The organism is Lysobacter sp. Soil_N_23, assembly GCF_057656135.1.
In genome coordinates, this window is record NZ_JBDGKY010000024.1 from 26,077 (window position 1) to 51,647 (window position 25,571).

A 25,571-nucleotide genomic window follows, 5' to 3' on the forward strand; every position below is an offset into this window, starting at 1 on the left:
GGAATCGGGTCGATCTTCACAGTCGGGCCTGAGGGCAATGCGACACCCGCAGCGCACAAACAGAAGCTGCACATGGGGTGGGGAAAATTCCCATGCGCCACGTCTTGCCCGGCATCCGGGCCACGACGGCGCGCAATGCAAGCGACGGTTGCCGGCTGGCGACCCGGACTGTCGCCACGGACGGTGTCCGACTTCTTCCTCCGGAGGTCGCAATGAATGTTCTCGCAGCAAGCGCCGTGGTGTTGACCAGCCTGGTCACGCTCGGCGCTACACACGCATCGGACGGAACGATCTACTTCAGCGGCGAGATCGTCCTTTCGACCCGCGACCCGCGCCTCCAGGCGCCTCGCACCCCGGACGAACTGGTGCCGCGCCACACGAGCGCGCTACGGCTCCTGCCGCAGGAAGCGCAGTTCGAGTTGCTCGACTACTTCGCCGACTACATGCGCGAGCGCGGAACAGCGCGATCGCAGCTGTCCGTGAAAACGGTCGCGTACGAGTAGCACGCATCCCGGTCGGCGACCATCCTGCTTGGCTCAGGCCGCCTCTTTGCCCGTACAGTCCGCGCAGACGCCGTGCACTTCCAGCGTCTGCGCCTGAGCGGTGAAACCCAGCGCGCGCGCGCGCGCATCGAGCAGTTCGACGATGCGCTCGTCTTCGAGCTCGGTCGCCGACTGGCAACGGTCGCAGATCAGGAACGGCACCGCATGCTGCGCCGCGCCCGGATGGTGGCAGCCGACGTAGGAGTTGATCGAGGCCAGCTTGTGGATGAAGCCGTGCTCGAGCAGGAAGTCGAGCGCGCGGTACACCGTCGGCGGCGCCGCGGCGTCGTGCGTGGCCTTCATCTGGTCGAGCAGTTCGTAGGCCTTGACCGGCCGGCCGGCATCGGCGATCAGGCGCAGCGCGTGCGCGCGGATCGGCGTGAGCCGCAGGCCACGCTGCTCGCACGACCGCTCCACCTCCTGCACGAAGGCGTCGCCATCGTGGACGTGGTGCTTGGGGTCGGTGCAGGCGTGGTCGTGGTGGCTCATCAGCGGATCGTCAGGCTAGCACTCGATTTAGGCCCCGGCCGGCACTTTTGCAAGGGCCGCGTCGATGCGCGCCACGGCCTCGCCCTGTCCCGCCAGGTAGACGGTCTGGGAGATGTCCGGGCTGACCTGCGTACCGGTGATGGCCACGCGCAGCGGCTGGGCGACCTTGCCCATGCCGATGGCGAGCGCTTCGGCGGTCTCGTGCAGGGCCGCCGACACGCTCTCGGCGCTCCACTGCGACAGGCCTGCCAGTCGCTCACGCGCATCGGCGAGCGGCGCGCGCGCGGCCGCGACCAGGTGCTTGGCGACCGCGGCATCGTCGTAATGCGTCAGCGGCTGGAACCACACCGCGGCACGCTCGGCCATCTCCTTGAGCGTCTGCACGCGGTCGCGCAGGGCGATGACGACGTCCTTCGCCGCCGGCCCCTTGTCGAGGTCATAGCCGTGCTCGCGCAGGTGCCACTGCAGGTGCTCGCCGACCTCGGCCGGGTCGTCGGCCTTCAGGTACTGCTGGTTGAGCCAACCCAGCTTGGCCGGATCCAGGCGCGAGGCCTTGGAATTGACGTCCTTGAGGTCGAACAGTTCGGTCATCTGCGCGATCGAGAACACTTCCTGGTCGCCGTGCGACCAGCCCAGTCGCACCAGGTAGTTGAGCAGCGCGTGCGGCAGGTAGCCCATCTCGCGGTACTGCATGACGTCGGCGGCGCCGGTGCGCTTGGACAGCTTGGCGCCCTCCGGGTCGAGGATCATCGGCAGGTGGGCGAAATACGGGACTTCGGCCCCCAGTGCGCGGTAAATGTTGATCTGGCGCGGGGTGTTGTTGACGTGGTCGTCGCCGCGCACGACATCGGTGATGCCCATGTCGAGATCGTCGACCACCACGGCGAAGTTGTAGGTGGGATAGCCGTCGGAACGGAATATCACCAGGTCGTCGAGCTCACCGTTGGCGAACTCGATGCGACCCTTGACCTTGTCGTCCCAGGCGACCACGCCGTCGTACGGGTTCTTGAAGCGGATGACGCGGTTGGGATCATCGCGATAGCCCTCGTTGCGCTCGCGATAGGCGCCGTTGTAGCGCGGCTTGTCGCCGGCGATGATGGCGGCCTCGCGCATGGCCTCGAGCTCGGCCTTGGTCTCGTACGCGTAGTACGCGGTGCCGGCCGCGACCATCTGCTCGGCGACCTCGCGGTAGCGATCCAGGCGCTGGGTCTGGTAGATCGGGCCTTCGTCGTATCCCAGGCCCAGCCAGTCCATCGCCTCCAGGATCGCGTCGATCGCCGCCTGAGTGCTGCGCTCGCGGTCGGTGTCCTCCACGCGCAGGATGAACTGCCCGCCGCGACGCCGCGCTTCCAGCCAGCAGTACAGCGCGGTGCGTGCGCCGCCGATGTGCAGGTAGCCGGTGGGACTGGGGGCGAAACGGGTACGGCAGCTCATGCGGGGGGCTCGGACGGCGGAAAGCGGGGATTTTACCGGAGTGGGGGCCGGCCCACCGATTCCCTGACCGTTCGTCCCGAGCGTAGCGCCGCAGGCGCGGAGTTGAAGGACCCGCCGGCCGCAGCCGCAACGCGGTGCCCTAGAATCCCACCATGACCACTTTGTTCATTTCCGACCTTCACCTCGACGCCGAGCGCCCGCAGATCACACAACTGTTTGGCCAGTTCATCCGTAACGAAGCCCGTGGTTCCGATGCGCTGTACATCCTCGGCGACCTGTTCGAAGCCTGGGTCGGCGACGACGATCCGTCCGACACCGGCGCCTTCGTCGCCGGCGAACTGCATGCACTGAACCAGTCGGGCGTGCCGGTGTATTTCATCCGCGGCAATCGCGACTTCCTGCTCGGCGACGACTTCGCGCGCCGCGCCGGCGCGCGGATCCTGCCGGACCCGTCGGTGGTGATGCTGTACGGCCGCCCGACGCTGGTGCTGCACGGCGACCTGCTGTGCACCGACGATGTCGCCTACCAGCAGTTCCGCGCGCAGACGCGCCATCCGCAGTGGCAGGTGCAGTTCCTGTCGCAACCGCTGGCGGCACGCATCGCCTTTGCCCAGCAGGCGCGCGCGGCCAGCAAGGCGCATCAGAGCGGGCTCAAGACCCAGGGCACGATGGAAACCATCACCGACGTCGCGCCGGCGACGGTGGCTGGCACCTTCAGCCGCTACGGTATCGACACGATGATCCACGGCCATACCCATCGCCCGGCGATGCATGAACTGGACGTCGATGGACATGCCTGCCTGCGCATCGTGCTGGGCGACTGGTACGACCAGGGGTCGGTGCTGCGGGTGAGTCCGGATGGGTACGATTTGCAGGCGATTGGTTGAGCGCATCGTCATTCCCGCGAACTACCCCGTCATTCCCGCGTAGGCGGGAACCCAGCGACTGTCGAGCAACGTCAACGGCCAATGGATCCCGGCGTTCGCCGGGATGACGGTGACAAGGCTGGATCCGTGACGGCCTGGGTCCCGGCGTCCGCCGGGACGACGGTGACAGGGGCTGATGCACTGCGGGCCTGGATCCCGGCGTTCGCCGGGATGACGGGACAAGGGGATGACGGTGAGAGATCGTGATTGCGCCACCACCCCGTCATTCCCGCGTAGGCGGGAACCCAGCGACTGTCGAGCAACGTCAACGGCAAATGGATCCCGGCGTTCGCCGGGATGACGGATTACCGCGGTTATCCCGCCAGCTTTTCCAGCGCAGCCAGTTCCTCGTCGTCGAACCCCGCCGCACTGCGCGCGGAGTGATTGAACGGGCCGTACAGCACCGCACGCGCATATTCGGCGAGCAACTCGCGGAAACGCGGCGCAGGGGCAACGCCGGCGCGCTCGCAATACCAGCGGAACCAGCGCGAACCGGCGGCGACGTGCGCGACTTCCTCGCGCAGGATCACTTCAAGAATGTCGGCAGTGGCGTCATCGCCGAGCGAACGCAGCTTGACGATCATCGCCGGCGTCACATCCAGGCCACGTGCCTCCAGCACGCGCGGCACCAGCGCCATCCGCGCCAGGCCATCGTGTGCGGTCTTCTCGGCCATCTCCCACAGGCCGTTGTGGGCATCGAAGTCGCCGTAGTCGCGGCCGAACTCCTGCAGGCGCGCACGCAACATCGCGAAGTGGCGCGCCTCGTCGGCGGCCACGCTTACCCAGTCGGCGTAGAAATCGGCGGGCATGCCACGAAACCGGTACGCCGCGTCCCATGCCAGGTCGATCGCGTTGAACTCGATGTGGGCAATGGCGTGGACGAACGCCGCGCGACCGTCGCTGGTGCCGAAGCCGCGCCTGGGAAGGTCGCGTGGATGCACCAGCAGCGGGCGCTGCGGCCTCCCGGGCATGCGGATCGGCTCAGGCAAAGGTGCGTGATCGTCGACTACCAGCTCGCCGCGGGCGAAAGCTTCGGCCGCGGCGAATGTCAGCGCCAGCTTGTCGTCCGGCGTGGATGCGTCGAGGCAGGCCCGCGCCGCGGAAAACAGCGAGCCGTCCATACCAGGGTCAGTGCGCGGTCTCATCCGCCGGCGGGCAGCCCCAGCCATCGGCATAGCCGCGGTGAGACTCGGCCAACTCGCCCAGTTGAAGTTCCAGCGCCGTGATGGCCGCGTGCGACGGTGCCATCACGCGCACCACGCACACCTGCCAGATGCCTTCCTCGTCCACCTCGGCATCCTCGACCATCAGGTCGGGCAATGCGGCGGCGGCTTCGACGAAGGCGTCGGCGTCCTCCTGCTCGGCGAACACATGGAAGAACTCGATCCCGCGCGGCACGTCCAGGTCGTCGCCGTCGTCGAGCATCTGCCGCAGCACCTGGCCGTTCTCGTCGTCAGGGATCATCATTCGGCGAAGTTCGTGCATGGCTCAGGCCCTCCGCGTCTTCTTGGCTTCGTCCGAGCGCAGCTGCTTGATGCGCTCGAAGTAACCCGGCTCGATGCCGGTGACGTATTCGCCGTTGAAGCACGACGAATCGAAATACTCGATGTTGTGCTTGGGCCCGGACACCGCCTCTTCCAGGTCCGACAGGTCCTGGTAGATCAGCCAGTCGCAGCCGAGCAGCGTCTGCACTTCATCGTCGGTGCGGTCGTGCGCGACCAGCTCTTCGGCCGACGGCATGTCGATGCCGTAGACGTTGGGGAAGCGCACCGGCGGCGCGGCCGAGGCCAGGTAGACCTTGCGCGCACCGGCGTCGCGCGCCATCTGCACGATCTGCTTGGAGGTGGTGCCGCGCACGATCGAGTCGTCGACCAGCAGCACGACGCGGTTGCGGAACTCCAGCGGGATCGGGTTGAGCTTGCGGCGCACCGACTTCGCGCGCTCGCCCTGCCCCGGCATGATGAAAGTGCGGCCGACGTAGCGGTTCTTGATGAAACCCTCGCGGTACTTCACGCCCAGCACGTTGGAGATTTCCAGCGCGGCGTCGCGCGAGGTGTCGGGGATCGGGATCACGGTGTCGATGTCGTGGTCCGGACGCAGGCGCAGGATCTTCTCGCCGAGCTTCTGGCCCATGCGCATGCGCGCCTTGTGCACCGAAACCTCGTCCATCATCGAATCGGGGCGGGCGAAGTAGACGTACTCGAAGATGCACGGCGTATGCATGCGCGGCTCGGCGCACTGGCGCGTGAACAGTTCGCCGCGCGGAGTGATCACGATCGCCTCGCCGGGACGGACGTCGCGCAGGCGCTCGAAACCAAGCAGGTCGAGGGCGACCGATTCGGAGGCGACCATGTACTCGTCCTGGCCGTTGCCCTGGCGCTTGCCCAGCACCAGCGGACGGATGCCGTTGGGATCGCGGAACGCGACCAGGCCCAGGCCAAGCACGGTGGCGACCACCGCGAAGCCACCGACGCAGCGCTTGTGCACGCCTTCGATGGCGCGGAACGTGGCCTCGGGGTTGAGCGCCTTCTGCGTGTCGAGCTCATGCGCGAACACGTTCAGCAGCACTTCCGAGTCCGACTCGGTGTTGACGTTGCGGCGGTCCTGCTCGAACACCTCGCGGCGTAGCGCGTCGGTGTTGATCAGGTTGCCGTTGTGGGCCAGGGCGATGCCGAAGGGCGAGTTGACGTAGAACGGTTGCGCCTCGTCGGAGCCCTCGCTGCCGGCGGTGGGATACCGGCAATGGCCGATGCCGACGCGTCCTTCCAGCAGGGCCATCGCCTTGGCGTCGAAGACCTCGCTGACCAGGCCATTGCCCTTGTGCACCCGCAGCTTGCTGCCGTTGGCGGTGGCGATGCCGGCGGCGTCCTGGCCGCGATGCTGCAGCACCGTCAGGCCGTCGTAGAGCTGCGCCGCGACGTCGTTATGGCCGACGATACCGAGAATGCCGCACATGGTGATGAGTCCTGCTGAGTAAAGAGGGTTGTTGCGGGCGCGGCCGTCAGGCCTCGCTGACCGGCGCAGGCAATGCCTGCCCCGAATCATGTGACGGTCCATGTGCCGGCGATTGCGGTGCCGGTAGTGCTTCTTCGCGACCATCCAGGTCGACTTGCGCGGCCACCCAGTCGGGCAGCCAGGTACGCAGCCACTGCGCACCCGGAACGAACACCGGCACCACCTGCGAGCGCTGCCACTGCGGCTCGCTTGGCATCGCCGTCAGGCCCAGCAGCAGCACCAGCGCGCAGGCGACGAACGCGCCACGCGCCAGGCCCAGTACCAGGCCCAGCAACCGGTCCAGCCCGGACAGGCCGACCGACTGCACCAGCTTGCGTACCAGCCAGCCCACCAGGCCGACCACGATGAGCACGCAGATGAAACTCAGCGCGTAACCGGCGAGCAGCTCGCCGGGACCGGCGTCGCCATCACCGGCCAGGACCAGCGCGACCTGCGCACCGAACCGGAATGCCGCCCATCCGGCCAGCACCCAGGCCGCCAGCGAAGCAAGCACGCCGACGAAGCCCCGCATCAACCCGAACAGGGCCGATGCCGCCACCACCGCCAGCAGCACCCAGTCAATCGCGCTCATGTAGTGGGGCACTCATGTGCGCTCATGGTCTACCCGGCCTAGATGGGGTCAGGGGTGCGGTCGGACAATGCCGCCGACGCCGAGCTTCGCCGCGACCTGGCCTTTGAGCTGGTCGGCATCGGCACGGCTGGCCACCGGCCCGACCCGGACCCGGTTGAGCACGCCCTTGTCGGTCCGGACCTGCTCGACGAAGGCGCTGAAGCCGGCCGCGCGGGCGCGGTCACGCAGCTTGCCGGCTTCCTCGGCGCTGCCGAAGGCGCCCAGCTGCACGGCAAACCCGGTATCGGCGGCGGCCGGCCGGGCCGGCGCTGCCGCTGGGGCGGCGCTGGCGACCGTGGTCGGTGCTGGCCTGGTGACGGGCTTGGCCGGGGCCTCGACGGCAGGCTTGGTCGCCGGCTTGGACGGCTCCGGCGGCAGCGGCGCCGGTCGCGCTGCCGGCGTCGAGTCGGCCAGCGGTACCGCCGCCGACACCGCCGGTGCGGGCTGCACGGCCGCGGTCTGCGCCGCCGGCGCGGCGGCATCCGCATCCGCGGCGGCATTCAAGGTCACGACCCTGGCACCGACGTCGCTGCGCACGCGCGCCGATTGCAGGCGCGCGGCCTCGGCCTCGGCCTGGGTCGCATACGGTCCGATGCGGACGCGATAAAGGGTACGGCCACCGCTGCCCGGTGCTGCCTCCTGGAAACCGGGCAACTGCGCCGAAGTCAGCGCCTTCACCACACGGTCGGCGTCGGCTGCGGAGGCGTAGCTGCCGAAACTCACGGCGTAATCGCCTCCCGCGGTGCCGGCAGGTGCGGGCGTGGCGTCATCGGGCGACGCTGCGTGCGTGGTATCGACCGTCGCCAGTCTGTCGGCGTCGCCTGCGTCCATACCGACCGCGCCACCTTGCGGCGCCTGGCCGGGGGTAACCAATGGCAACTCTCGCGTCTCGAATTCGCCCTGCGGGGCATCGGGAAGCTTGAGGGGAACGTCGGAGGCTCCGCTTTCGGGCGCCGGGCCCTTGATCAGCATGGGCAGGAAGATCACTGCCAGCGCGACCAGTACCGTCGCGCCGATCAGTCGCTGTTTCAGGGCAGGTTCCATCGGGTCTCGCACACCGCAGGCGGATTGCCGTGCGAATTATACCCTCGCCGCCCGCCGCGACCGCGGTCCGGTGAAAAGGGATCGCGCCGCATCGTTCAGTCGCGGCCGAGCCACTCCAGCGCGGCGGCGGCGGTATGGAACGAACCGAACACCAGCACCCGATCCCCCGGACGTGCCTGCGCCTGCGCCTGTTGCAGCGCATCCTCGACCTGCTCATGACGTGTTGCTGTCGCCGCCCGGGTGCCCTGCAAGCGCGTTGCCAACCCTTCGACGCTGCCACCGCGCGGTCCTGGAAGGCCCGCCAGGTGCCAATGCGCGACCTGCGGCGCGATCGCGTCGACCACGCTGGCCGCGTCCTTGTCCGACAGCGCCGCATAGACCGCGTGCACCGTGCCGGCAACCGGGTTGGCGGCCAGCCACGCCGACAGCGCACGCGCCGCCTGCGGGTTGTGGCCGACATCCACCACGACCTCGACGCCGCCGCGGTCGAAGCGCTGCAACCGGCCACTGACTTGCGCATTGGCGACGCCCTCGGCGATGGCTGCACGCGGCACGGCTTTGCCCAGCGCGCGCAGGGCGGCGATGGCGACGGCGGCATTACGCAGTTGCACCGGCGCCGCCAGACGCGGCATCGGCAGCTCCTGGCGGTAGCCGACCTCGCGCCAGCGCCAGCGCGGCGGCAGCAGTTCGCCATTGCCGTCCAGCTCGACGGGGAGCACTTCGAAGAAGAAATCGTTGCTGATGCGCCAGGTCGACGCGCCGATGCGGTAGGCGTGGCCGAGCACGCTCGACGGCGGATCGTCGTCGCCCAGCACCAGCGCCTTGCCCATCCGCGCGATCCCGACCTTCTCGGCGCCGATCGCCTCGCGCTCGTCGCCGAGGTAGTCCTGGTGATCGAGGTCGACGGTGGTGACGACCGCGACATCGGCATCGACCAGGTTGGTGGCATCCAGGCGCCCACCCAGGCCGACCTCGAGGATCGCCAGGTCCAGCCCGGCGCGTTCGAACAGCCACAGCGCCGCCAGCGTGCCGTACTCGAAATAGGTCAGCTCGACCTCGCCGCGGGCCGCCTCGATGGCTTCGAAGGCGGCGATCAGGTCGGCGTCGCCGACGTCGGCACCGTCGATGCGGATGCGCTCGTTGTAGGCCAGCAGGTGCGGCGAGGTGTAGGCGCCGACCGTGCGGCCCGCGGCGCGGGCGATCGCCTCGATGAAGGCCACCGTGGAGCCCTTGCCGTTGGTGCCACCGACGCTGATGACCTTCTTCGCCGGGCGCTTCAGGCGCAGGCGCCTGGCGACCTCGCCGATGCGCTCCAGGCCCATGTCGATGGTTTTGGGATGGATGCGCTCGATGTACTCGAGCCAGTCGGCAAGCGTGCGGGTCATGGCGCGCATTATCGCCCGACTCCCCCCTTCCCGTAGGAGCGAGCTTGCTCGCGATCGGGCGGATCAGCTTCGATCAGCGCCCGATCGCGAGCAAGCTCGCTCCTACGACACGGCGCTTACAGGGCCCGGTGCACCGCTTCGCCGAACAGCAGCGTGTGGTGGCTGCAGTCGTTGAGGCGGACCACGTCGAGACGGTCGACGTCGGGGCCTTCGAGCAGGTTGATCGTCGTCGGCGCCTGGCGGAAGCCCCACAGTCGCGCCAGCGGGATGCCCAGCACGTGGCACAGCAGCACGCGGTTGACCGCGTCGTGGGCGACCACGAGCAGGGTGTCGCCATCGCCCAGGCCTTCGGTGGCGCGGGCGAAAGCCGGCCAGGCACGGTCGAACACATGCTGCAGCGACTCGCCTTCGGGCATCAGCACTTCATGCGGCGCATCGCGCCAGGCCTGCAGACGCTCGCCGTCGCGCTCGCGGATTTCGCTGGCGAGCAGGCCTTCCCAGGTGCCGTGGGCGATTTCCATCAGGCCCGGATCGAGGGTCAGCGGCAGATCGCGCTCGCCCAGGGCGAACTCGGCGGTCTGGCGGGCCCGCGTCAGCGGCGAGGCCACGGCGCGGGTGATCGACAAGTCGCGCAGGCGCTCGCCCAGCGCACGCGCCTGGCCGATGCCGACCGGCGACAATGGGATGTCTTCCTGGCCCTGGTAGCGGCCTTCGGCGTTCCACGGCGTCTCGCCGTGACGGGCTAAGAGGATGCGCATGCTCTGGTCTGTGGGGACGACGGTCCATGGGACGACAGCTGCGCAGCCTAGGCAAATGCCGGCGGCGGCACAACCGTTGCACTGGCAACCGCCGTGGCCGTGCGCGAGGATTCAGTGCATACCCTTCAGATCGGCCGCAAGGAGCACGACCATGGCACAGCAGGTGAAAGGCGAATTCGAAGTCAAGCGCACGCCGGAAGGCGGTTGCGACCTGGGCGATGGCGTCGTCGCCGGCCACTTCCGTTTCGACAAGCGCTTCCACGGCACGCTCGATGCCACGTCGGTGGTGCACATGCTCGCGGTCGGCACCGAAGTCGAAGGTTCGGCGGCCTACGTCGCGGTCGAGCGCATTTCCGGAACGCTCGATGGCCGCGTCGGCGCCTTCCTCACCCAGCACAACGGCACGCTCGACCGCGGCGCACCGACACTGACGGTGAGCGTGGTGCCGGACTCGGGCACCGGCGAGCTGAAGGGTCTCAGCGGGCGCATGACCATCGACATCCGCGATGGCACGCACTTCTACGCGTTTGACTACGAGCTGCCGCGGCAGGAGTAAGAGTCTGCCACTGTCATCCTGAGCATCACCTTGTCATCCTGAGCGCAGCGAAGGATCTGCTGTGAAGCAGGCCCCTCACTGCGTTCGGGACGACAGTTACCTCTTCGGAACACCCAGCTCCTGCAGCAGTTGCGGCGCCGGATAGACCTCCTGCATGACCCAGCGAATGTAGCGCTGGTCGACCGAGATCATCCGCGTCATCGCCGGATCGAACACCCAGTTGCTGCTCACCGATTCCCAGTTGCCGTCGAACGCCAGGCCCACCAGCTTGCCCTGCGCGTCGAGCACGGGCGATCCGGAATTGCCGCCGGTGATGTCCAGGTCGGACAGGAAGTTCACCGGCACCGTGCCGAGTTTCTTGTCGGCCAGCCCCCCGTAGTTCTTCGCCGCAACCGCATCGAGCAGCGCCTGGGGCGCATTGAACGGATCCTGGCCCGTCGCCTTCACCGCGACCTCCTCCAGACGCGTGAACGGAACCTGCTTGCTGCCATCTAGCTTGGTATAGCCGGTGACATTGCCGAAGGTGATGCGCAGCGAGGAGTTGGCGTCGGGATAGACGAACTGGTCCTTGCTCTTGCGGTAGTCCGCCACCGCCTGCAGGTACAGCGGGCGCGCCAGCAAGGCGTCGCCGGCGCGGGCCTTGCCTTCGCTTTCCAGCTGCAGCACGGTCGGCATGATCGCCACGGCAAACTGCATCGCCGGGTCCTTGCTCTTTTCCAGCTCGGCGCTGCTGGCCGACATCAGCTTCAGCCGCTGCTCGGTGATGCCAAGGTTGGTCCTGGCGAGTTTGTCGAGGGCGCGGTTGATCGCCTTGTCGTCGCTGCCACCGAGCCACTTCTCGATCGCGGCGATGCGCTGCGATGCCGGCAGCTTGGTGTACTCGCGCAACCAGTAGGCCTGCAGCTGGCGATCCATGGCCGGCACGTAACGACGCTCCATCTGCCGCATGCCGCCTTCGAACGTCGCCAGGTCACGCTGCTGGTAGCCCTGCTCGCGCTGCGCATCGGGCTTGGCGCGCTCGAGCGAAAGCCGGTACAGCTGCGTCGCCGCGCCGAGCACGCCGGTGCTGCGCAGCTGCCCGAATACCAGGTCGCGTTCGCGATTGAAGCGGGCCGCATCGTCGAGCTTCACCAGCTTGGCGTGCGCGGCCAGTGCCGCCTCGCCCTGGCCGCCCTGCTGGCGCAACCATTCCAGCACCGCGGTTTCCTCGGCCTGCTTGCGGCCGGCGGCGTCGATGCGCTTGAAGCCGGCGAGCTGGCCGTCGTAGTTCTTCATCGTGTTCTGCCAGCCCTTCACGGTGTTGGCGTACTTCACCGCGACATCGGGGTTCCTGCGCCCCTCGGCCTGGACCAGTGCGACCAGATCCTTGTAGTGGCCGCCGATGGTCGGATAGGTCCAGTTCGCGGTTTCCTCGAACTCCTCGGTCAGCGCATAGCGCGCCGTGCGACCCGGGTAACCGGCCACCATCACGAAGTCACCGGCCACCAGCGGCTTGTCGGCGAACTTCAGCCAGGCCCTGGGCCGGTAGGGCACGTTGTCGGGCGAGTACGCGGCGGGCTTGCCGTCCTTGCCGACATACGCGCGATAGAACGCGAAGTCGCCGGTATGGCGCGGCCAGGTCCAGTTGTCGCCTTCGCCACCGAAGTTGCCGACGCCGCCGGGCGGCGCATAGGCCAGGCGCACGTCACGGATCTCGAGGTTGCGGAACAACCGATAGGCATTGCCGCCGGAGAAGCTGTACAGGCGGCAGCGGAATCCGGCTTCGCGCTCGCACGAGGCCACCAGTTGCTTCTCGATGTTCTCCAGGGCAGCCGTGCGCCCGATCGCGTCGGGTGCAGCCGCGATCGCGTCCTGCACCTGGCGGGTCACGTCCTGGATCGTGTCGAGCGCATAGATGCGCGCATTGGGTCCGGCGGAAACTTCCTCGCCCTGCGTGGCGGCGTTGAAGCCGTCCTTCATCAGGTTCTTGTCGGGCGTGGAGTTGAGCTGGATCGCGCCATGGGCACAGTGGTGATTGGTCACCACCAGGCCCTGCGGCGAAACGAAGCTGGCGGTGCAACCGCCCAGCGAGACCACCGCGGCCATCGGGTCGCCGGTGAGGTTGGCCAATTGTTTGGGATTGAGCTTGAGGCCGGCCTTCTTGAGCGGGCCGGCGATTTCCGGCAACTGCTGCGGCACCCACATGCCCTCGCCTGCCCGGGCGACGCCGACGCCGGCCATCGCACCCAGTACCGCAACTGCCAACACCGCAAGACGCATGCATCCACTCCGAGCAGGAAGATCAACGGGCGAGTCTAGCCCATCGCCTGAGCCCCTCTCCCGTTTACGGGAGAGGGGTTGGGGTGAGGGCAGCCGCCGCGAGAAATCAAAATCGCCCTCATCCGCCGCCGTATCAAGTACGGGGCAGGCTCTCCGGGCACCTTCTCCCGCAAGCGGGAGAAGGATCCTGAATGTTCCCTGTCCTCATTCCGCCGGCAGGTTCATTTCCCTGAGCAGATGCGGCGCCGGATACACCTTCGCCAGCAGCCAGCGCAGGTAACGCATGTCGACATGGATCGCACGCTTGTAGCGCGGATCGAACATCCAGCTCGCGCTCACCGCCTCCCAGTTGCTGTCGAAGTTCAGGGCGATCAGGTCGCCCTTTGCATCGAGCACCGGCGAACCGGAGTTGCCACCGGTGGTATCGAGGTTGGTCATCAGGTCCACCGTCTGCGTGCCCAGGCTCAGCTCGGCGGTGCTGCCGAAGTCGCCCTTGGCGATCGCGTCAAGCAGCGGCTGCGGCGCGTTGAACGGCTCCTCGCCGGTGTGCTTCTCGACGATGCCCTGCACCGTGGTCAGCGGCAGGTAGTGCACGCCATCGCGCGGGTCCATCGCGCTGATGCGGCCATAGCTCACGCGCAGGGTCGAGTTGGCGTCCGGGTAGACGGCGCGGCCCTGCGACTTGCGATAGGCGATCAGCGCGCGCATGTAGGCCGGGCGCAGACGCAGCAGCTCGCCGGCGCTGGCCTTGTTCTCGTCTTCCAGGCGCTGGATTGCCGGCAGCAGCGTCGCCGCCGCCTTGAGCAGCGTGTCGTCAGATTTGGCCAGCGTGTCGCTGTCGGACTCCATCGCGCCCAGGCGCGTGGCTTCGTCACCCAGCTTGGTGCCTGCGTACAGCGCATCCAACCGCGTCTTCAGCTGCGCCGGCCTGGTGCCGAACACCGCATCGAACTCGGCCACGCGCTGCGTCACAGGCAACGCCTGGTACTGCGTCAGCAGTTCGGTCAGCAGTGCCTTCTCGATCGCCGGCGCGTATCGCCTCTGTACCTGCTTGAGCTGACCGGTGATCAGCACTTCATCACGCTGCTGGTAACCGGTCTCGCGCTGCGTGTCCGGCTTGGGACGCTCGGCGGCCCAGCGCTGCAGCGTGATCGCCGCACGCAGCAACTGCATCTGCGACTGGATCGCGCCCAGCAACTGGTCGCGCTCGCGCGTGGCCACGCCCTGGTCGATGACCGCCTGCGCGGGTCGATGTCGGCGCGCGTGGCGGCGGCATCGGCCTGCTTGTCGAGCCAGGCGTACATGGCCGACTCGTCGTCGCGACGCACCTTGGCCGCGTCGCTGCGACGCAGGCCATCGAGTTCGCCCTGCGCGCGCTTGAGGGTGTTCTTCATGCCGCGCACCTGCGAGGCGTAGCTCACGCGCGCGGCTTCATCCTTGCTGCCACCGGCCTCGACCACATCGATCATGCGCTGGTACAGCGCCACGCGCGACGGCAGCTGCCACTGGATCTGGTTGTCGAACTCCGACGCCATGCGATGACGGAACGTCACGCCCGGGTAGCCGGCGAGCATGGCGAAATCGCCGTCCTTGACGTTGCGCGTCGACATCTGCAGGTGCGCCGGCGGCACGTACGGCACGTTGTCGGCGGAGTAGTCGGCCGGCTTGCCGTCCTTGCCGACGTAGGCGCGCAGCAGCGTGAAGTCGCCGGCATGGCGCGGCCAGACGAAGTTGTCGACTTCACCGCCGTAGTTGCCGATGTCGTTCGGCGGCGCGTAGACCAGGCGCACATCGCGCAGCTCGAGCTGGCGCACGAGATAGAAATCGGTGCCGTAGTACATGTTGGCGATGCTGCAGCGATAGCCCGGTTCGCTTTCGCACTTGGCGACCGCGGCCTTGCTGGCGCTGTCGACGGCGTCGTAATAGGCGCGACCCTGCTTGCCGAGCGCATCAGCGAGGATGGTGTCGGTGACGCGGTCGAAACCGGTCGTGACCAGGACGCGATAGTCGGGATTGGCGGGCAGTTCGCCGGCGCGGTCGCTGGCGATGTAACCGTCCTTGATCAGGTCGCGATCAGGCTTGGAGTTGTACTGGATCACACCGAAAGCGACGTGGTGGTTGGTCAGCACCAGGCCATCCTTCGACACGAACGCGCCGCTGGCGCCGCCGACCTTGACCACCGCATTCATCGGCGGCCGCGCCAGCTCGGCGAGGTCGCCGGGCTTGCCCTTGAAGCCGGCCGCCTTGAGCTGGCGGGCGATATCGGGCAGCTGCGACGGCATCCACATGCCCTCGTCGGCATGGGCGGCGCCCACTCCCAGGCCCAGCAACAGCGAGACGGACAGGGCGGACAAACGGTGGCGCATGGTCGGCATGGGCGGGGACATGAATTGAATCTGGCGGCTCGGGAAGCCGGCGACGATAGGCCAATCCTGCCGCCCCGGGCAAACCCGCCCACCGGCCGGACCGGGTCGGCGGCGTATAATTGCCGTCTCTTTACCGCCAAACCGCGGACGATCCCAATGACGCAATCGATGAAGGCGCTGGTCAAGCGCGAAGCTGGCAAGGGCATCTGGATGGAAGAGGTGCCGGTCCCCGCACCCGGCCCGAACGAAGTCCTGATCAAGCTCGAAAAGACCGCGATCTGCGGCACCGACCTGCACATCTACCTGTGGGACGAGTGGAGCCAGCGCACGATCAAGCCGGGCCTGGTGATCGGCCACGAATTCGTCGGCCACATCGCCGAAGTCGGCCCGGGCGTGACCGGCTACAAGATCGGCCAGCGCGTGTCGGCCGAAGGCCACATCGTCTGCGGCCACTGCCGCAACTGCCGCGCCGGCCGCCAGCACCTGTGCCCCAACACCATCGGCATCGGCGTCAACCGCAACGGCGCCTTCGCCGAGTACATCGTGATGCCGGCCAGCAACCTGTGGCCGATCCCCGACCAGATCCCGAGCGAGCTGGCCGCGTTCTTCGATCCCTACGGCAACGCCGCGCATTGCGCGCTGGAATTCGACGTGGTCGGCGAGGACGTGCTGATCACCGGCGCCGGCCCGATCGGCATCATCGCCGCCGGCATCTGCAAGCACATCGGCGCGCGCAACGTGGTGGTGACCGACGTCAACGACTACCGCCTCAAGCTCGCCGCCGACATGGGCGCCACGCGCGTGGTCAACGTCGCCAACACCTCGCTCAAGGATGTGATGGCCGACCTGCACATGGAAGGCTTCGACGTCGGCCTGGAGATGAGCGGCAACGCGCGCGCCTTCAACGACATGCTCGACTGCATGTACCACGGCGGCAAGATCGCCATGCTCGGCATCATGCCCAAGGGCGCCGGCGCCGACTGGGACAAGATCATCTTCAAGGGCCTCACCATCCACGGCATGTACGGCCGCAAGATGTACGAGACCTGGTACAAGATGACGCAGCTCGTGCTCGGCGGCTTCCCGCTCGGCAAGGTGCTCACGCACCAGCTGCCGATCGACGATTTCCAGCAAGGCTTCGAACTGATGGAATCGGGCAAGGCCGGCAAGGTCGTGCTGAGCTGGAATTGATTGACTTGAACTGATCCGGCGCAACTGACGGGCGCAACCAGGCGCCCGTCAGTCCAGCAACGCCACGCGCAGACCCTCGCGCCACCAGTTCCACGCCAGCGTCGCGAACATCGCGGTCAGCCACAATCCGACGTGCCACTCGAGCACGTTCTCCCAGCGATCGCCATACGGCGTGGCGGCCAGCGCATAGGCCAGCGCGACCGCGGTTACGCCAATGGCAAGGAACCCCCACGCGACCGCCAGCAACGGCGCGTAGGCACGCGGCCGCGGTTGCAGGCTCGATAACGCATGCAGCACCAGCATCAACGCGATGTAGCTGCAGCCGAAGTACAGGTACACGCCGTAGCGGCGCAGCACCTGATAAACCTCGCCGTCGCTGCCAAGAAACGTGGCGTACATGCCAAGAAACACACCTGTCGCCAGGCCCAGCCACGGCAACACCCGCGCGCGCACCTGCCATTGCTGACGCAGCCACGAGGTAGCCGCCAGCCAGCACAGCGCCTGGATCGTCGCGCTCGGCAGCATCACCATGCGAAAGAGATGGTTGCCCAGACCGTATCGCGCCGCGCGGCTGATCGACACGCAACCGTCCCAGTACGGGTTGCAGGAAGGAATCAGACCGTCGCGCACCGACAGCCACCACGCCAGGTGGCTTACCGCGAACGGCAGCAGCGCAGCCAGGAACGGCAGCGGCCACAGCGGCAGCGTGGTGCGGAGGGGCACGCTCGGGCTCATGGGGCGGATGGTAACCAGTTGCCGCGGCTAGAAGCCCTTCTCCCGCTTGCGGGAGAGGGGTTGGAGTGAGGGCATGACGGCGAGAGCAACGTCACTGGGTCCCCGCCTTCGCGGGGATGACGGTCTTCCAATGACGGTGTGAGCCCCTCTCCAGTTTACGGGAGAGGGGTTGGGGTGAGGGCATGACGGCGAAAGCAACGTCGCTGGGTCCCCGCCTTCGCGGGGATGACGACATAAAGCCCCTCTCCCGTTTACGGGAGAGGGGTTGGGGTGAGGGCCACCGAAGACCGGGCAACGAATTGCCGAAGCGTCGTCCGCCGGGCTGGGGATTGCTCCGCAGCGGGACATGGATGTCCCGCGCCCCGCATTCGGACAGGATGTCCGACTAAGGGGCGGAGCAATCCCCAGCCCGGCGGACGGCGCCCTTCCGCAGCCAGCGCTCTTGCCTCTGCGAACGACGCACTTCCGCGGCCAGCGCCACGCGACATTCCCGACTACCCATGCAGCAACCACGTAACAGCTAAAATGCCCGCTTGCCGCAGCGCCCTGCCACCGACGGAATCCCGCCATGACCGACTCCCCTGCCCTGACCGCCCGCTACGCGGAAGAACTCGACACCATCCGCAGCCAGGGCCTGTTCAAGGCCGAGCGCGTGATCACCTCGCCGCAGTCGGCGCAGATCACCCTCGAAGACGGCCGCACCGTGCTCAACTTCTGCGCCAACAACTACCTCGGCCTTGCCGACCACCCGGACGTGATCGCCGCCGCCAAGGCCGCACTCGACACCCACGGATTCGGCATGGCCTCGGTGCGCTTCATCTGCGGCACCCAGGACCTGCACAAACAACTCGAACAGACCATCGCCGACTTCTTCGGCACCCAGGACACCATCCTCTACGCCGCCTGCTTCGACGCCAACGGCGGCCTGTTCGAACCCCTGCTCGGCGAAGAAGACGCCATCATTTCCGACGCCCTCAACCACGCCTCGATCATCGACGGCGTGCGCCTGTGCAAGGCCAAGCGCTTCCGCTACGCCAACTGCGACATGGCCGACCTGGAGAAGCAACTGCAGGCCGCCGATGCCGCTGGCTGCAGGACCAAGCTGATCACCACCGACGGCGTATTCTCGATGGACGGCTTCATCGCCCCGCTCGACGAGATCACCGCACTGGCGAAGAAGTACAACGCACTCGTGCACATCGACGAATGCCACGCCACTGGCTTCCTCGGCGCCAGCGGCCGCGGCTCGGCCGAAGTGAAGGGCGTGATGGACAAGATCGACATCTTCACCGGCACCCTGGGCAAGGCCATGGGCGGCGCGCTCGGCGGCTTCACCACCGCGCGCCGCGAAGTGATCGAAATGCTGCGCCAGCGCTCGCGCCCATACCTGTTCTCCAACTCGCTGCCGCCGCACGTGGTCGCTGCCGGCATCAAGGCGTTCGAGATGCTTTCTTCGGCAGGCGAACTGCGCGCACAGCTGGCCGCCAACACTGCTTATTTCCGCGAGCAGATGTCCGCCGCCGGCTTCGACATCAAGCCGGGCGTGCACCCGATCTGCCCGGTGATGCTGTATGACGCACCGCTGGCGCAGAAGTTCGCAGCGCGGCTGCTGGAAGAAGGCATCTACGCGATCGGCTTCTTCTTCCCGGTGGTGCCGCAGGGGCAGGCGCGCATCCGCACGCAGATATCGGCCGCACACACGCGCGAACAACTGGACCAGGCAATCGCGGCGTTCGTGAAGATTGGTCGCGAACTGGGTGTGGTGAAGGCCTGACGAAAGCAAGGCACGGCGACGGACTCACTTACCGTGACGACCCCTCACCGTCATCCCGGCGTTCGCCGGGATGACGTGATGTGGTTGGTGACGTGATGTGGTTGGTGGCGTGATGTGGTTGAAGAAAACAAAAGGCCGGTCATTGACCGGCCTTCTGCTTTGCATCCGACGAGGATGTGGTGCGCTTACTTGCCCTTGGCGTCGCTCGCGACCTGGGCGCCGCCCTGCGCAGCGGCGGGCTGGGCACCGGCAGCCGGTGCGCCCTTGGCGACGCGGATGCCGCGCGACTTCATCCAGGCATCGAACTCTTCGGCGGTCATCTTCTTGCCGTTCTGGTTCATGTTGAAACGGTACGGCGTGTTGTCGAACTGGGTCTTGGGCTTGTACTCGCCCGGCAGCGTGGATTCGGCTGCGACCTCGGCCTTGGCTTCCTCGGCCTTCGGAGCGGCTTCGGCGGCCTTGGTCTTCTTGCCGGCGGCAACCATCACGCCTTGATCCATGCGCACGGCCGAACGAGCGACGTCGGACTGGGTGGCGCCGGCCGGGCCACGATCATTCATACCCGTATGCGCTGCGGCAACTCCCGACACCAGCAGCAGCGAAACCACCATCGACATCTTGCGCATCTCAAGCTCTCCCCACGACGAAGTTGGCGGCAGTGTAGGCGTCAAAACCGCGCAAAGGAAACGTTAAAAAGGTGATGCCGCCCACAATCCGGCACTGCCGGCATTCAACACTCAGATGAACAGGGAGGCGAGACCAGTGCAGCCACTTCGGCTTCGCTCAGTTCACGCCATTGCCCCTTGCCAAGATCTCCCAGCACCAGCGGGCCGATGCCGACCCGGACCAGGCGCAGCACGTCGATCCCGAACGCGGCAAGCAGCCTGCGGATCTGCCGGTTGCGGCCTTCGTCGAGGACGATCTCGAGCCAGGCATTGCGTTCGCCGCTGCGCAGCAGATTCACCCGGCTGGCGCGCAGCCACTCCCCTTCCTCGTCCACCCCGGCCACCAGTGCCGCCAGCAACGCCTCGTCCGGCAGCGTGTCGATCTGCACGTGGTAGGTCTTGTCGGGACCGGTTTCCGGGTCGGTGATGCGGGCCGCCCAGGCGGGGTCGTTGCTGAACAGCAGCAGGCCCTCGCTGGCCTTGTCGAGCCTGCCAACCGGCGCCAGCCACGGCAGGCCGGCACCGTCGAAGCACCGGTAGACGGTATCTCGACCGCGCTCATCCTGGGTCGTGGTGACCAGGCCGCGCGGCTTGTTGAGCATCAGGTGGATGCGCCGCGACTGGCCGAGCTCGCTGCCGTCGACGACGACACGGTGGCGGCCCTGCACGATCGGGAACTCCGGATCGCGGATCACGCGACCATCGACTTCGACGCGACCGGACAGGATCCAGCGCGCGGCCTCGCTGCGCGAACACACACCCTGTTTTGAAAGCACGCGCGCAAGGCCGTGGCGAGGCACGGACGCCATCATCGACTCGCTCGATTCGCTGACTTCATGTCGCTCGCTTTCATGGGCGACGTTGCGCAAGCACCCGCGCAGCGCGCGTGGTGCCACGCGGACAACGGGGCGCGAATGCGCCCCGCGTGCTCACTTCTTCTCGTCCTTGACCGGTGCGGCCGGCGTCGTTGCCGCCGGCGCCACGGCGCCGCCCTTGCCCTTGGCCACGCGCACGCCTTTCGCCTTCATCCAGGCATCGAACTCTTCGGCCGTCATCTTCTTGCCGTTCTGGTTCATGTCGAACCGCCAAGGCGTGTTGTCGAACTGCGTCTTGGGCTTGTAGGCGGCCGGATCATTCGCGCTCGGCATCGCCGCCGCCGGAGCGGCAGCGGGCAACGCCTTGGCCACCTGGCAACCTTCCAGTCGCAGCCGGAACAGCACCTGGTCCACGGCGAGTGCTTCATCGAACGCCTGCGACAGCACGCCGGTCGGCGCACCGAGCTGATGGCTGGGCACGACCAGTTCCGGCGCGATCGGCGCGACCACGGTCGGACGGATCGGCAGCGCAGCCGGTGCCGCCATCGAACCGCATTGCGCCGATTGCGCCTGCGCTACTCCGGCGAGCAACAACAACGACACAGCGATCATCGCGCGCATGGCACGGCTCCTTCCATTCGTCCCCGCGACCGGAACGTCGCGGGGTTGCGTCGGCAGTGTAGGCGCCGATGCAACTGGCGACAACCGCAAAAACTGCCGGAAAAACAGCGTCACGCGCGCATCACGGCGACGCCATGGCGGATCCCCGCTCGCCTGACGAACGACGAAGCCCGGCACAAGGCCGGGCTTCGAAGATTGCGGTGCGGAGACCCGTTGCCGAGACTCCCGCGTCGCGAGCTTAGTTCTGCACGTTCAGCTCGGTGCGACGGTTCTTCTCGTTCTTGCAGGCCGGCATGGTCTGCTCGGTCGGCTCCAGCGGACGGCTCTCGCCGTAGCCGATCGGGCCCACGAGGCGAGCAGCGTCCACGCCATTGCTGGTCAGGTAGTCGTACACCGTGGTGGCGCGACGCTCCGACAGCTTCTGGTTGTACGCGTCCTTGCCGCACAGGTCGGTGTGACCGGCGACTTCGACCTTGAGCTCCGGATAACGCTTCAGGATCTCGGTGGCCTCCGACAGGATCGAGACCGCATCCGGACGCAGCGTGGCCTTGTCGAAGTCGAAGTTCACGCCCTTCAGGTCGATCGACACCGGCACCGGGCAACCGTCCGGACCGATCGTCTGGCCGGCCTGCGAACCCGGGCACTTGTCGTCGCAGTTGTTGACGCCGTCACCGTCGTCGTCCAGGTCGGCGCAGCTCGGCGCGGCCGGAGCCGGTGCGGCGGCGACCGGCAGCGCGCCCAGCGGGATCACGACACCGACGGAGGCCAGCATGTCGCCGAACCAGTCTTCGTTCGGAGCAGCGACGCTGCCGTCGTCGAAATCGGCACGGTAGGCCAGCTCGGTGCGCAGCGACACGCGCTCGCCCAGTGCGGTCTGCAGGCCGACGCCGACCTTGGCGGCGAGGTTGCCCTCGTCACGCTGGCCCGGCGAGTTCGGATTCGGGTTTGCATCGAACTCTTCTTCCGCCTGCTGGTAGCCCAGGCCCATCAGCAGGTACGGCGCCCAGTTGCGGCCTTCGGCCAGGAAGTGGCGGCGCAGGTCGAACGAGATGCCGTACTGGCTCCAGTTGAGATCCTGGTTGGCATCGTTGTGCGGGTTCTGGTAGTTGAGCTCGCCATCGAGCGACCAGTTCGGGTTCAGGAACTTGCCGACGCCCAGCGCACCGAACGGCGCATTGCGGGTGCCACGGTCGTTGTCCTGCATGTTCATGCCGGCGGAGCCGGTCAGGTACCAGCGGTCATCGAATTCCTGGGCGCTGGCGACCTGGGAAACGGCCAGACCGGCCAGCAGGGCGGTGCTCAACAAACGGGTCTTCATGTGTCACTCCTTGATCGGTCAGAAACGGACGGGGAAATACAGGCGTACTGCAGGCATGCGCGTTGCGGTAGCTGAATCGGCCTTGGCGGGGGCCAAGGGGGTCACTGACGGCGGCGATCATACACCGTGATTGTATTTGTTAATACTGGTTAACGTTTTTCTGGGAATTAATCTGATACGGCAATATCCCAAAACGACGAAGCCCGGCCAGAGGCCGGGCTTCGAAGGTTGCGCTGCGGAGTCCGCGTCGCGAGCTTAGTTCTGCACGTTCAGCTCGGTACGACGGTTCTTCTCGCTCTTGCAGGCCGGGAAGGCCTGGCCCAGGTCCTCGAGCGGGCGGCTCTCGCCGTAACCGATCGGGCCCACGAGGCGAGCAGCGTCCACGCCATTGCTGGTCAGGTAGTCGTACACCGTGGTCGCACGACGCTCCGACAGCTTCTGGTTGTACGCGTCCTTGCCGCACTGGTCGGTATGACCGGCGACTTCGACCTTCAGCTCGGGATAACGCTTCAGGATCTCGGTGGCCTCCGACAGGATCGAGACCGCATCCGGACGCAGCGTGGCCTTGTCGAAGTCGAAGTTCACGCCCTTCAGGTCGATCGACACCGGCACCGGGCAACCGTCCGGACCGATCGTCTGGCCGGCCTGCGAACCCGGGCACTTGTCGTCGCAGTTGTTGACGCCGTCACCGTCGTCGTCCAGGTCGGCGCAGCTCGGCGCGGCCGGAGCCGGCGGGGCCGCCACGACCGGCGGACCCAGCGGGATCACGACGCCGACAGAAGCGAGCAGATCGCCGAACCAGTCTTCGTCCGGGGCGTTGATGCTGCCGTCGTCGAAGTCGGCGCGGTAAGCCAGTTCGGTGCGGATCGCAGCGCGCTTGCCATACAGGGCGCTCTGCACGCCGACGCCGACCTTGGCGGCGAAGTTGCCTTCGTCACGCTGGCGCGGAGAGTTCGTATCCGGGAACGCATCCCACTCCTCTTCCGACTGCTGGTAGCCCAGGCCCATCAGGATGTACGGGGCCCAGTTGCGGCCTTCCTCGGTGAAATGGTAGCGGCCGTCAAACGAAATCCCGTACTGGCTCCAGTTGAGATCCTGGTTGTCGTCGTTGTTGGGGTTCTGGTAGTTCAGTTCACCGTCGATCGACCAGTTCTGATTAAGGAACTTGCCGACACCAAGCGAACCGAACGGCGCATTGCGCGTGCCGCGATCGTTGTCCTGGATGTTCATGCCGGCGGCGCCGGTCAGGTACCAGCGATCATCGAATTCCTGCGCATTGGCAGCCTGGGCCAGACTCAGACCACCCAGCAGGGCGGCGCAGAGGAGTTTCTTATTCATATATCCAGCTCCTTGATCAAAAAACGGAAACAGCGTCTGCGAGTTCCCACTTAGGACGGCCGCCAGACGACGCCATCGGGGCGGAGGTTAAATTTGCTTATGTGAAAGCCGTGTTAACGGTGATCTAACAATCCGGGAAGTTCCCCGGCCAACGTCCGGCAATTGGTCGGGATTCAGCAAGCCAGGCCGTCCATCAGCCGGGTGATCGGCAGGGCCAGCAGTTGCTCGGGATCGGCCGCCAGCGCGAGCAGCCCGGCGCCCTGCCGGTCCGGCAGTTTTGCCGCGACAGCCGCTTCAAACTTGGCCATCAGAAGCGGAATACCCTCGCCGCGGCGGCGACGGTGGCCGACCGGATAATCGACAGAAACCTTTTCGCTCCGCGTTCCGTCCTTGAAGAAGACCTGAACGGAGTTTCCTATATACCGTTTGTCGGGATCGAAATAATCACGGGTGAAACGCGGGTCTTCCTCCACGCGCATGCGCTCACGCAGTGCGTCGATGCGCGGATCGGCCGCCACCACGTCGCCATAGTCGTCGGCACGCAGGCGCCCGAACAGCAGCGGCACGGCGACCATGTACTGCAGGCAATGGTCGCGGTCGGCGTAGTTCGCCAGCGGGCCGGTCTTGTCGATGATGCGCATCGCCGCCTGCTGGGTCTGGATGACGATCGCCTCGATCGCGTCCACGCCTTGCGCATCGATTCGCGCTCCGACCTGCGCGTGCAGTCGCATCGCGCACTCCACCGCGGTCTGCGCATGGAACTCGGCCGGGTAGCTGATCTTGAACAGGATGTTCTCCATCACGTAGCTGCCGAACGGCCGCTCGAACTCGAACGGTTGGCCCTCGAAGGCGACGTCCTGGAAGCCCCATGTCGGTGCGCTCAGGGCACTGGGATATCCGACCACGCCCTTGACCGCGTTGAGCGCATGGGTGACCGCGCGACGGCATGCATCGCCGGCGGCCCAGCTCTTGCGCGGGCCGGTGTTGGGCGCGTGCCGGTAGGTGCGCAACACGCCGTTGTCGATCCAGCTGTGCGATATGGCGGTGACGATCTGCTCCTTGCCACCGCCCAGCATCGCGGTGGCAACGGCCGTCGAGGCCAGGCGCACCAGGATCACGTGGTCGAGGCCGACGCGGTTGAAGGAGTTCTTCAATGCGTAGCAGCCCTGGATCTCGTGCGCCTTGATGGCATGGCCCAGCACGTCGCGCACGGTCATCACCGCGCCGCCCTGGACCTGCGCGTTGCGTCCCAGGTAGTCGGCCACGGCGAGGATCGCACCGAGATTGTCCGACGGATGGCCCCACTCCGCCGCCAGCCAGGTGTCGTTGAAGTCGAGCCAGCGGATCTGCACGCCGATGTTGTAGGCGGCCTGGACCGGGTCGAGCTCGTGCGCGGTGAACGGCACGCGCGCGCCGCCGGGCAGCACCGCGCCGGGCACCAGCGGCCCCAGGTGCCTGACGCACTCGGGGTGGTCCATCGCCAGCGCCGCGCAGGCCAGCGAGTCGAGCAGCATGGTGCGGGCGGTGTCGTAGGCCTCGCTCGAATCGATCCGGTAGTCGACGACGTAGTCGGCGATGTCCGCCATCGCCGCATCGGGCGGCGGACGGACGGCGGAGCGCAGGTCGGCGTGGCTCATGAGCAATCCCGTGGACAGTGCCGTGCGCATTGTCGGCGGGCGGCGGTGGCCTGGGTGTGAGCGCGCCTCGAGATTTCACCCAGCGTGACTGTC

The 25,571-nt window shown here is 67.0% G+C and carries 22 protein-coding genes and 1 pseudogene; 5 read left to right on the forward strand and 18 right to left on the reverse strand.

The features are described from left to right. The first annotated feature begins 212 nt into the window (after nucleotides 1-212). The gene (locus tag AC3A3X_RS15465) at nucleotides 213-503 is read left to right on the forward strand and encodes a hypothetical protein (protein ID WP_487583912.1); all 291 of its coding nucleotides are present in this window, start codon (nucleotides 213-215) and stop codon (nucleotides 501-503) included. A gap of 33 nt (nucleotides 504-536) precedes the next feature. Here the strand turns inward: AC3A3X_RS15465 and AC3A3X_RS15470 are convergent, their stop codons facing one another. After that, on the reverse strand, nucleotides 537-1,031 hold the full coding sequence (locus tag AC3A3X_RS15470) for a transcriptional repressor (RefSeq protein ID WP_487583913.1): 495 nt from the start codon (nucleotides 1,029-1,031) through the stop codon (nucleotides 537-539). Between the two features lie 27 nt (nucleotides 1,032-1,058). Beyond that, nucleotides 1,059-2,465: a glutamate--tRNA ligase gene (gene gltX, locus AC3A3X_RS15475; protein ID WP_487583914.1), complete on the reverse strand. Its 1,407-nt coding sequence runs from the start codon at nucleotides 2,463-2,465 to the stop codon at nucleotides 1,059-1,061. Nucleotides 2,466-2,617: 152 nt separating this feature from the next. Between gltX and lpxH the strand changes: the two genes are divergently transcribed. Next, nucleotides 2,618-3,352, forward strand: coding sequence for a UDP-2,3-diacylglucosamine diphosphatase (gene lpxH, locus AC3A3X_RS15480; RefSeq protein ID WP_487583915.1), 735 nt, complete (start codon nucleotides 2,618-2,620; stop codon nucleotides 3,350-3,352). A 353-nt stretch (nucleotides 3,353-3,705) separates the two neighbouring features. Here the strand turns inward: lpxH and AC3A3X_RS15485 are convergent, their stop codons facing one another. From AC3A3X_RS15485 to AC3A3X_RS15515, 7 genes are all read right to left on the reverse strand, one after another. After that, complete coding sequence (locus tag AC3A3X_RS15485; protein ID WP_487583916.1) at nucleotides 3,706-4,512, reverse strand: ferritin-like domain-containing protein; 807 nt, start codon at nucleotides 4,510-4,512, stop codon at nucleotides 3,706-3,708. A gap of 7 nt (nucleotides 4,513-4,519) precedes the next feature. Next, nucleotides 4,520-4,858: a ribonuclease E inhibitor RraB gene (locus AC3A3X_RS15490; RefSeq protein ID WP_487583917.1), complete on the reverse strand. Its 339-nt coding sequence runs from the start codon at nucleotides 4,856-4,858 to the stop codon at nucleotides 4,520-4,522. Nucleotides 4,859-4,879: 21 nt separating this feature from the next. Continuing rightward, nucleotides 4,880-6,346, reverse strand: a complete 1,467-nt coding sequence (gene purF, locus AC3A3X_RS15495) for an amidophosphoribosyltransferase (RefSeq protein ID WP_487583918.1) — start codon at nucleotides 6,344-6,346, stop codon at nucleotides 4,880-4,882. A gap of 46 nt (nucleotides 6,347-6,392) precedes the next feature. Beyond that, nucleotides 6,393-6,977 carry a CvpA family protein gene (locus tag AC3A3X_RS15500; RefSeq protein ID WP_487583919.1) on the reverse strand — a complete coding sequence of 195 codons (585 nt, stop codon included), beginning with the start codon at nucleotides 6,975-6,977 and terminating at the stop codon, nucleotides 6,393-6,395. A 48-nt stretch (nucleotides 6,978-7,025) separates the two neighbouring features. Then, on the reverse strand, nucleotides 7,026-8,060 hold the full coding sequence (locus tag AC3A3X_RS15505; RefSeq protein WP_487583920.1) for an SPOR domain-containing protein: 1,035 nt from the start codon (nucleotides 8,058-8,060) through the stop codon (nucleotides 7,026-7,028). A gap of 95 nt (nucleotides 8,061-8,155) precedes the next feature. Beyond that, nucleotides 8,156-9,445, reverse strand: a complete 1,290-nt coding sequence (folC, locus tag AC3A3X_RS15510; RefSeq protein WP_487583921.1) for a bifunctional tetrahydrofolate synthase/dihydrofolate synthase — start codon at nucleotides 9,443-9,445, stop codon at nucleotides 8,156-8,158. Between the two features lie 116 nt (nucleotides 9,446-9,561). Beyond that, nucleotides 9,562-10,203, reverse strand: coding sequence for a histidine phosphatase family protein (locus AC3A3X_RS15515; RefSeq protein WP_487583922.1), 642 nt, complete (start codon nucleotides 10,201-10,203; stop codon nucleotides 9,562-9,564). A 151-nt stretch (nucleotides 10,204-10,354) separates the two neighbouring features. Here AC3A3X_RS15515 and AC3A3X_RS15520 point away from each other — a divergent pair, with 151 nt between their 5' ends. After that, nucleotides 10,355-10,759, forward strand: coding sequence for a DUF3224 domain-containing protein (locus AC3A3X_RS15520; RefSeq protein ID WP_487583923.1), 405 nt, complete (start codon nucleotides 10,355-10,357; stop codon nucleotides 10,757-10,759). Nucleotides 10,760-10,855: 96 nt separating this feature from the next. Here the strand turns inward: AC3A3X_RS15520 and AC3A3X_RS15525 are convergent, their stop codons facing one another. Beyond that, a complete protein-coding gene (locus tag AC3A3X_RS15525; protein WP_487583924.1) occupies nucleotides 10,856-13,018 on the reverse strand; it encodes a S46 family peptidase in 2,163 nt (720 codons plus the stop codon). A gap of 204 nt (nucleotides 13,019-13,222) precedes the next feature. Next, nucleotides 13,223-15,384, reverse strand: a pseudogene (locus AC3A3X_RS15530) (S46 family peptidase). A gap of 156 nt (nucleotides 15,385-15,540) precedes the next feature. Here AC3A3X_RS15530 and tdh point away from each other — a divergent pair. Then, the gene (gene tdh, locus AC3A3X_RS15535) at nucleotides 15,541-16,575 is read left to right on the forward strand and encodes an L-threonine 3-dehydrogenase (RefSeq protein WP_487583925.1); all 1,035 of its coding nucleotides are present in this window, start codon (nucleotides 15,541-15,543) and stop codon (nucleotides 16,573-16,575) included. 48 nt (nucleotides 16,576-16,623) lie between these two features. Here tdh and AC3A3X_RS15540 read toward each other — a convergent pair whose 3' ends face one another. Next, nucleotides 16,624-17,298 carry a hypothetical protein gene (locus AC3A3X_RS15540; RefSeq protein ID WP_487583926.1) on the reverse strand — a complete coding sequence of 225 codons (675 nt, stop codon included), beginning with the start codon at nucleotides 17,296-17,298 and terminating at the stop codon, nucleotides 16,624-16,626. A gap of 580 nt (nucleotides 17,299-17,878) precedes the next feature. Here AC3A3X_RS15540 and kbl point away from each other — a divergent pair. After that, on the forward strand, nucleotides 17,879-19,084 hold the full coding sequence (kbl, locus tag AC3A3X_RS15545) for a glycine C-acetyltransferase (protein WP_487583927.1): 1,206 nt from the start codon (nucleotides 17,879-17,881) through the stop codon (nucleotides 19,082-19,084). 185 nt (nucleotides 19,085-19,269) lie between these two features. On the opposite strand, the gene AC3A3X_RS15550 is transcribed toward kbl, so the two are convergent. The 6 genes from AC3A3X_RS15550 to AC3A3X_RS15575 form a co-directional block, all read right to left on the reverse strand. Then, nucleotides 19,270-19,710, reverse strand: coding sequence for a hypothetical protein (locus AC3A3X_RS15550; protein WP_487583928.1), 441 nt, complete (start codon nucleotides 19,708-19,710; stop codon nucleotides 19,270-19,272). A gap of 104 nt (nucleotides 19,711-19,814) precedes the next feature. Beyond that, a complete protein-coding gene (locus tag AC3A3X_RS15555; protein WP_487583940.1) occupies nucleotides 19,815-20,561 on the reverse strand; it encodes a pseudouridine synthase in 747 nt (248 codons plus the stop codon). A gap of 117 nt (nucleotides 20,562-20,678) precedes the next feature. After that, nucleotides 20,679-21,185 carry a hypothetical protein gene (locus tag AC3A3X_RS15560; RefSeq protein ID WP_487583929.1) on the reverse strand — a complete coding sequence of 169 codons (507 nt, stop codon included), beginning with the start codon at nucleotides 21,183-21,185 and terminating at the stop codon, nucleotides 20,679-20,681. A 238-nt stretch (nucleotides 21,186-21,423) separates the two neighbouring features. Next, the gene (locus tag AC3A3X_RS15565) at nucleotides 21,424-22,503 is read right to left on the reverse strand and encodes an OmpA family protein (RefSeq protein ID WP_487583930.1); all 1,080 of its coding nucleotides are present in this window, start codon (nucleotides 22,501-22,503) and stop codon (nucleotides 21,424-21,426) included. Nucleotides 22,504-22,758: 255 nt separating this feature from the next. Beyond that, nucleotides 22,759-23,841, reverse strand: a complete 1,083-nt coding sequence (locus tag AC3A3X_RS15570) for an OmpA family protein (RefSeq protein ID WP_487583931.1) — start codon at nucleotides 23,839-23,841, stop codon at nucleotides 22,759-22,761. A gap of 173 nt (nucleotides 23,842-24,014) precedes the next feature. Then, nucleotides 24,015-25,478 (reverse strand): bifunctional 2-methylcitrate dehydratase/aconitate hydratase, encoded by a 1,464-nt coding sequence (locus tag AC3A3X_RS15575; RefSeq protein ID WP_487583932.1) that lies wholly within the window; start codon nucleotides 25,476-25,478, stop codon nucleotides 24,015-24,017. Nucleotides 25,479-25,571: the final 93 nt, after the last annotated feature.

Bases quoted from the DNA above. Each gene is read 5' to 3' on its own strand.
- purF (WP_487583918.1), bottom strand. From the start codon at position 6,346: ATGTGCGGCATTCTCGGTATCGTCGGCCATAACGACGTCGCGGCGCAG.
- AC3A3X_RS15465 (WP_487583912.1), top strand. From the start codon at position 213: ATGAATGTTCTCGCAGCAAGCGCCGTGGTGTTGACCAGCCTGGTCACG.
- AC3A3X_RS15550 (WP_487583928.1), bottom strand. From the start codon at position 19,710: ATGCGCAAGATGTCGATGGTGGTTTCGCTGCTGCTGGTGTCGGGAGTT.
- AC3A3X_RS15565 (WP_487583930.1), bottom strand. From the start codon at position 22,503: ATGAAGACCCGTTTGTTGAGCACCGCCCTGCTGGCCGGTCTGGCCGTT.
- AC3A3X_RS15520 (WP_487583923.1), top strand. From the start codon at position 10,355: ATGGCACAGCAGGTGAAAGGCGAATTCGAAGTCAAGCGCACGCCGGAA.
- gltX (WP_487583914.1), bottom strand. From the start codon at position 2,465: ATGAGCTGCCGTACCCGTTTCGCCCCCAGTCCCACCGGCTACCTGCAC.
- AC3A3X_RS15500 (WP_487583919.1), bottom strand. From the start codon at position 6,977: ATGAGCGCGATTGACTGGGTGCTGCTGGCGGTGGTGGCGGCATCGGCC.
- AC3A3X_RS15470 (WP_487583913.1), bottom strand. From the start codon at position 1,031: ATGAGCCACCACGACCACGCCTGCACCGACCCCAAGCACCACGTCCAC.
- AC3A3X_RS15505 (WP_487583920.1), bottom strand. From the start codon at position 8,060: ATGGAACCTGCCCTGAAACAGCGACTGATCGGCGCGACGGTACTGGTC.
- AC3A3X_RS15515 (WP_487583922.1), bottom strand. From the start codon at position 10,203: ATGCGCATCCTCTTAGCCCGTCACGGCGAGACGCCGTGGAACGCCGAA.
- folC (WP_487583921.1), bottom strand. From the start codon at position 9,445: ATGACCCGCACGCTTGCCGACTGGCTCGAGTACATCGAGCGCATCCAT.
- AC3A3X_RS15490 (WP_487583917.1), bottom strand. From the start codon at position 4,858: ATGATGATCCCTGACGACGAGAACGGCCAGGTGCTGCGGCAGATGCTC.
- AC3A3X_RS15570 (WP_487583931.1), bottom strand. From the start codon at position 23,841: ATGAATAAGAAACTCCTCTGCGCCGCCCTGCTGGGTGGTCTGAGTCTG.
- lpxH (WP_487583915.1), top strand. From the start codon at position 2,618: ATGACCACTTTGTTCATTTCCGACCTTCACCTCGACGCCGAGCGCCCG.
- kbl (WP_487583927.1), top strand. From the start codon at position 17,879: ATGACCGACTCCCCTGCCCTGACCGCCCGCTACGCGGAAGAACTCGAC.
- AC3A3X_RS15555 (WP_487583940.1), bottom strand. From the start codon at position 20,561: ATGATGGCGTCCGTGCCTCGCCACGGCCTTGCGCGCGTGCTTTCAAAA.
- AC3A3X_RS15525 (WP_487583924.1), bottom strand. From the start codon at position 13,018: ATGCGTCTTGCGGTGTTGGCAGTTGCGGTACTGGGTGCGATGGCCGGC.
- AC3A3X_RS15485 (WP_487583916.1), bottom strand. From the start codon at position 4,512: ATGGACGGCTCGCTGTTTTCCGCGGCGCGGGCCTGCCTCGACGCATCC.
- AC3A3X_RS15560 (WP_487583929.1), bottom strand. From the start codon at position 21,185: ATGCGCGCGATGATCGCTGTGTCGTTGTTGTTGCTCGCCGGAGTAGCG.
- AC3A3X_RS15575 (WP_487583932.1), bottom strand. From the start codon at position 25,478: ATGAGCCACGCCGACCTGCGCTCCGCCGTCCGTCCGCCGCCCGATGCG.
- tdh (WP_487583925.1), top strand. From the start codon at position 15,541: ATGACGCAATCGATGAAGGCGCTGGTCAAGCGCGAAGCTGGCAAGGGC.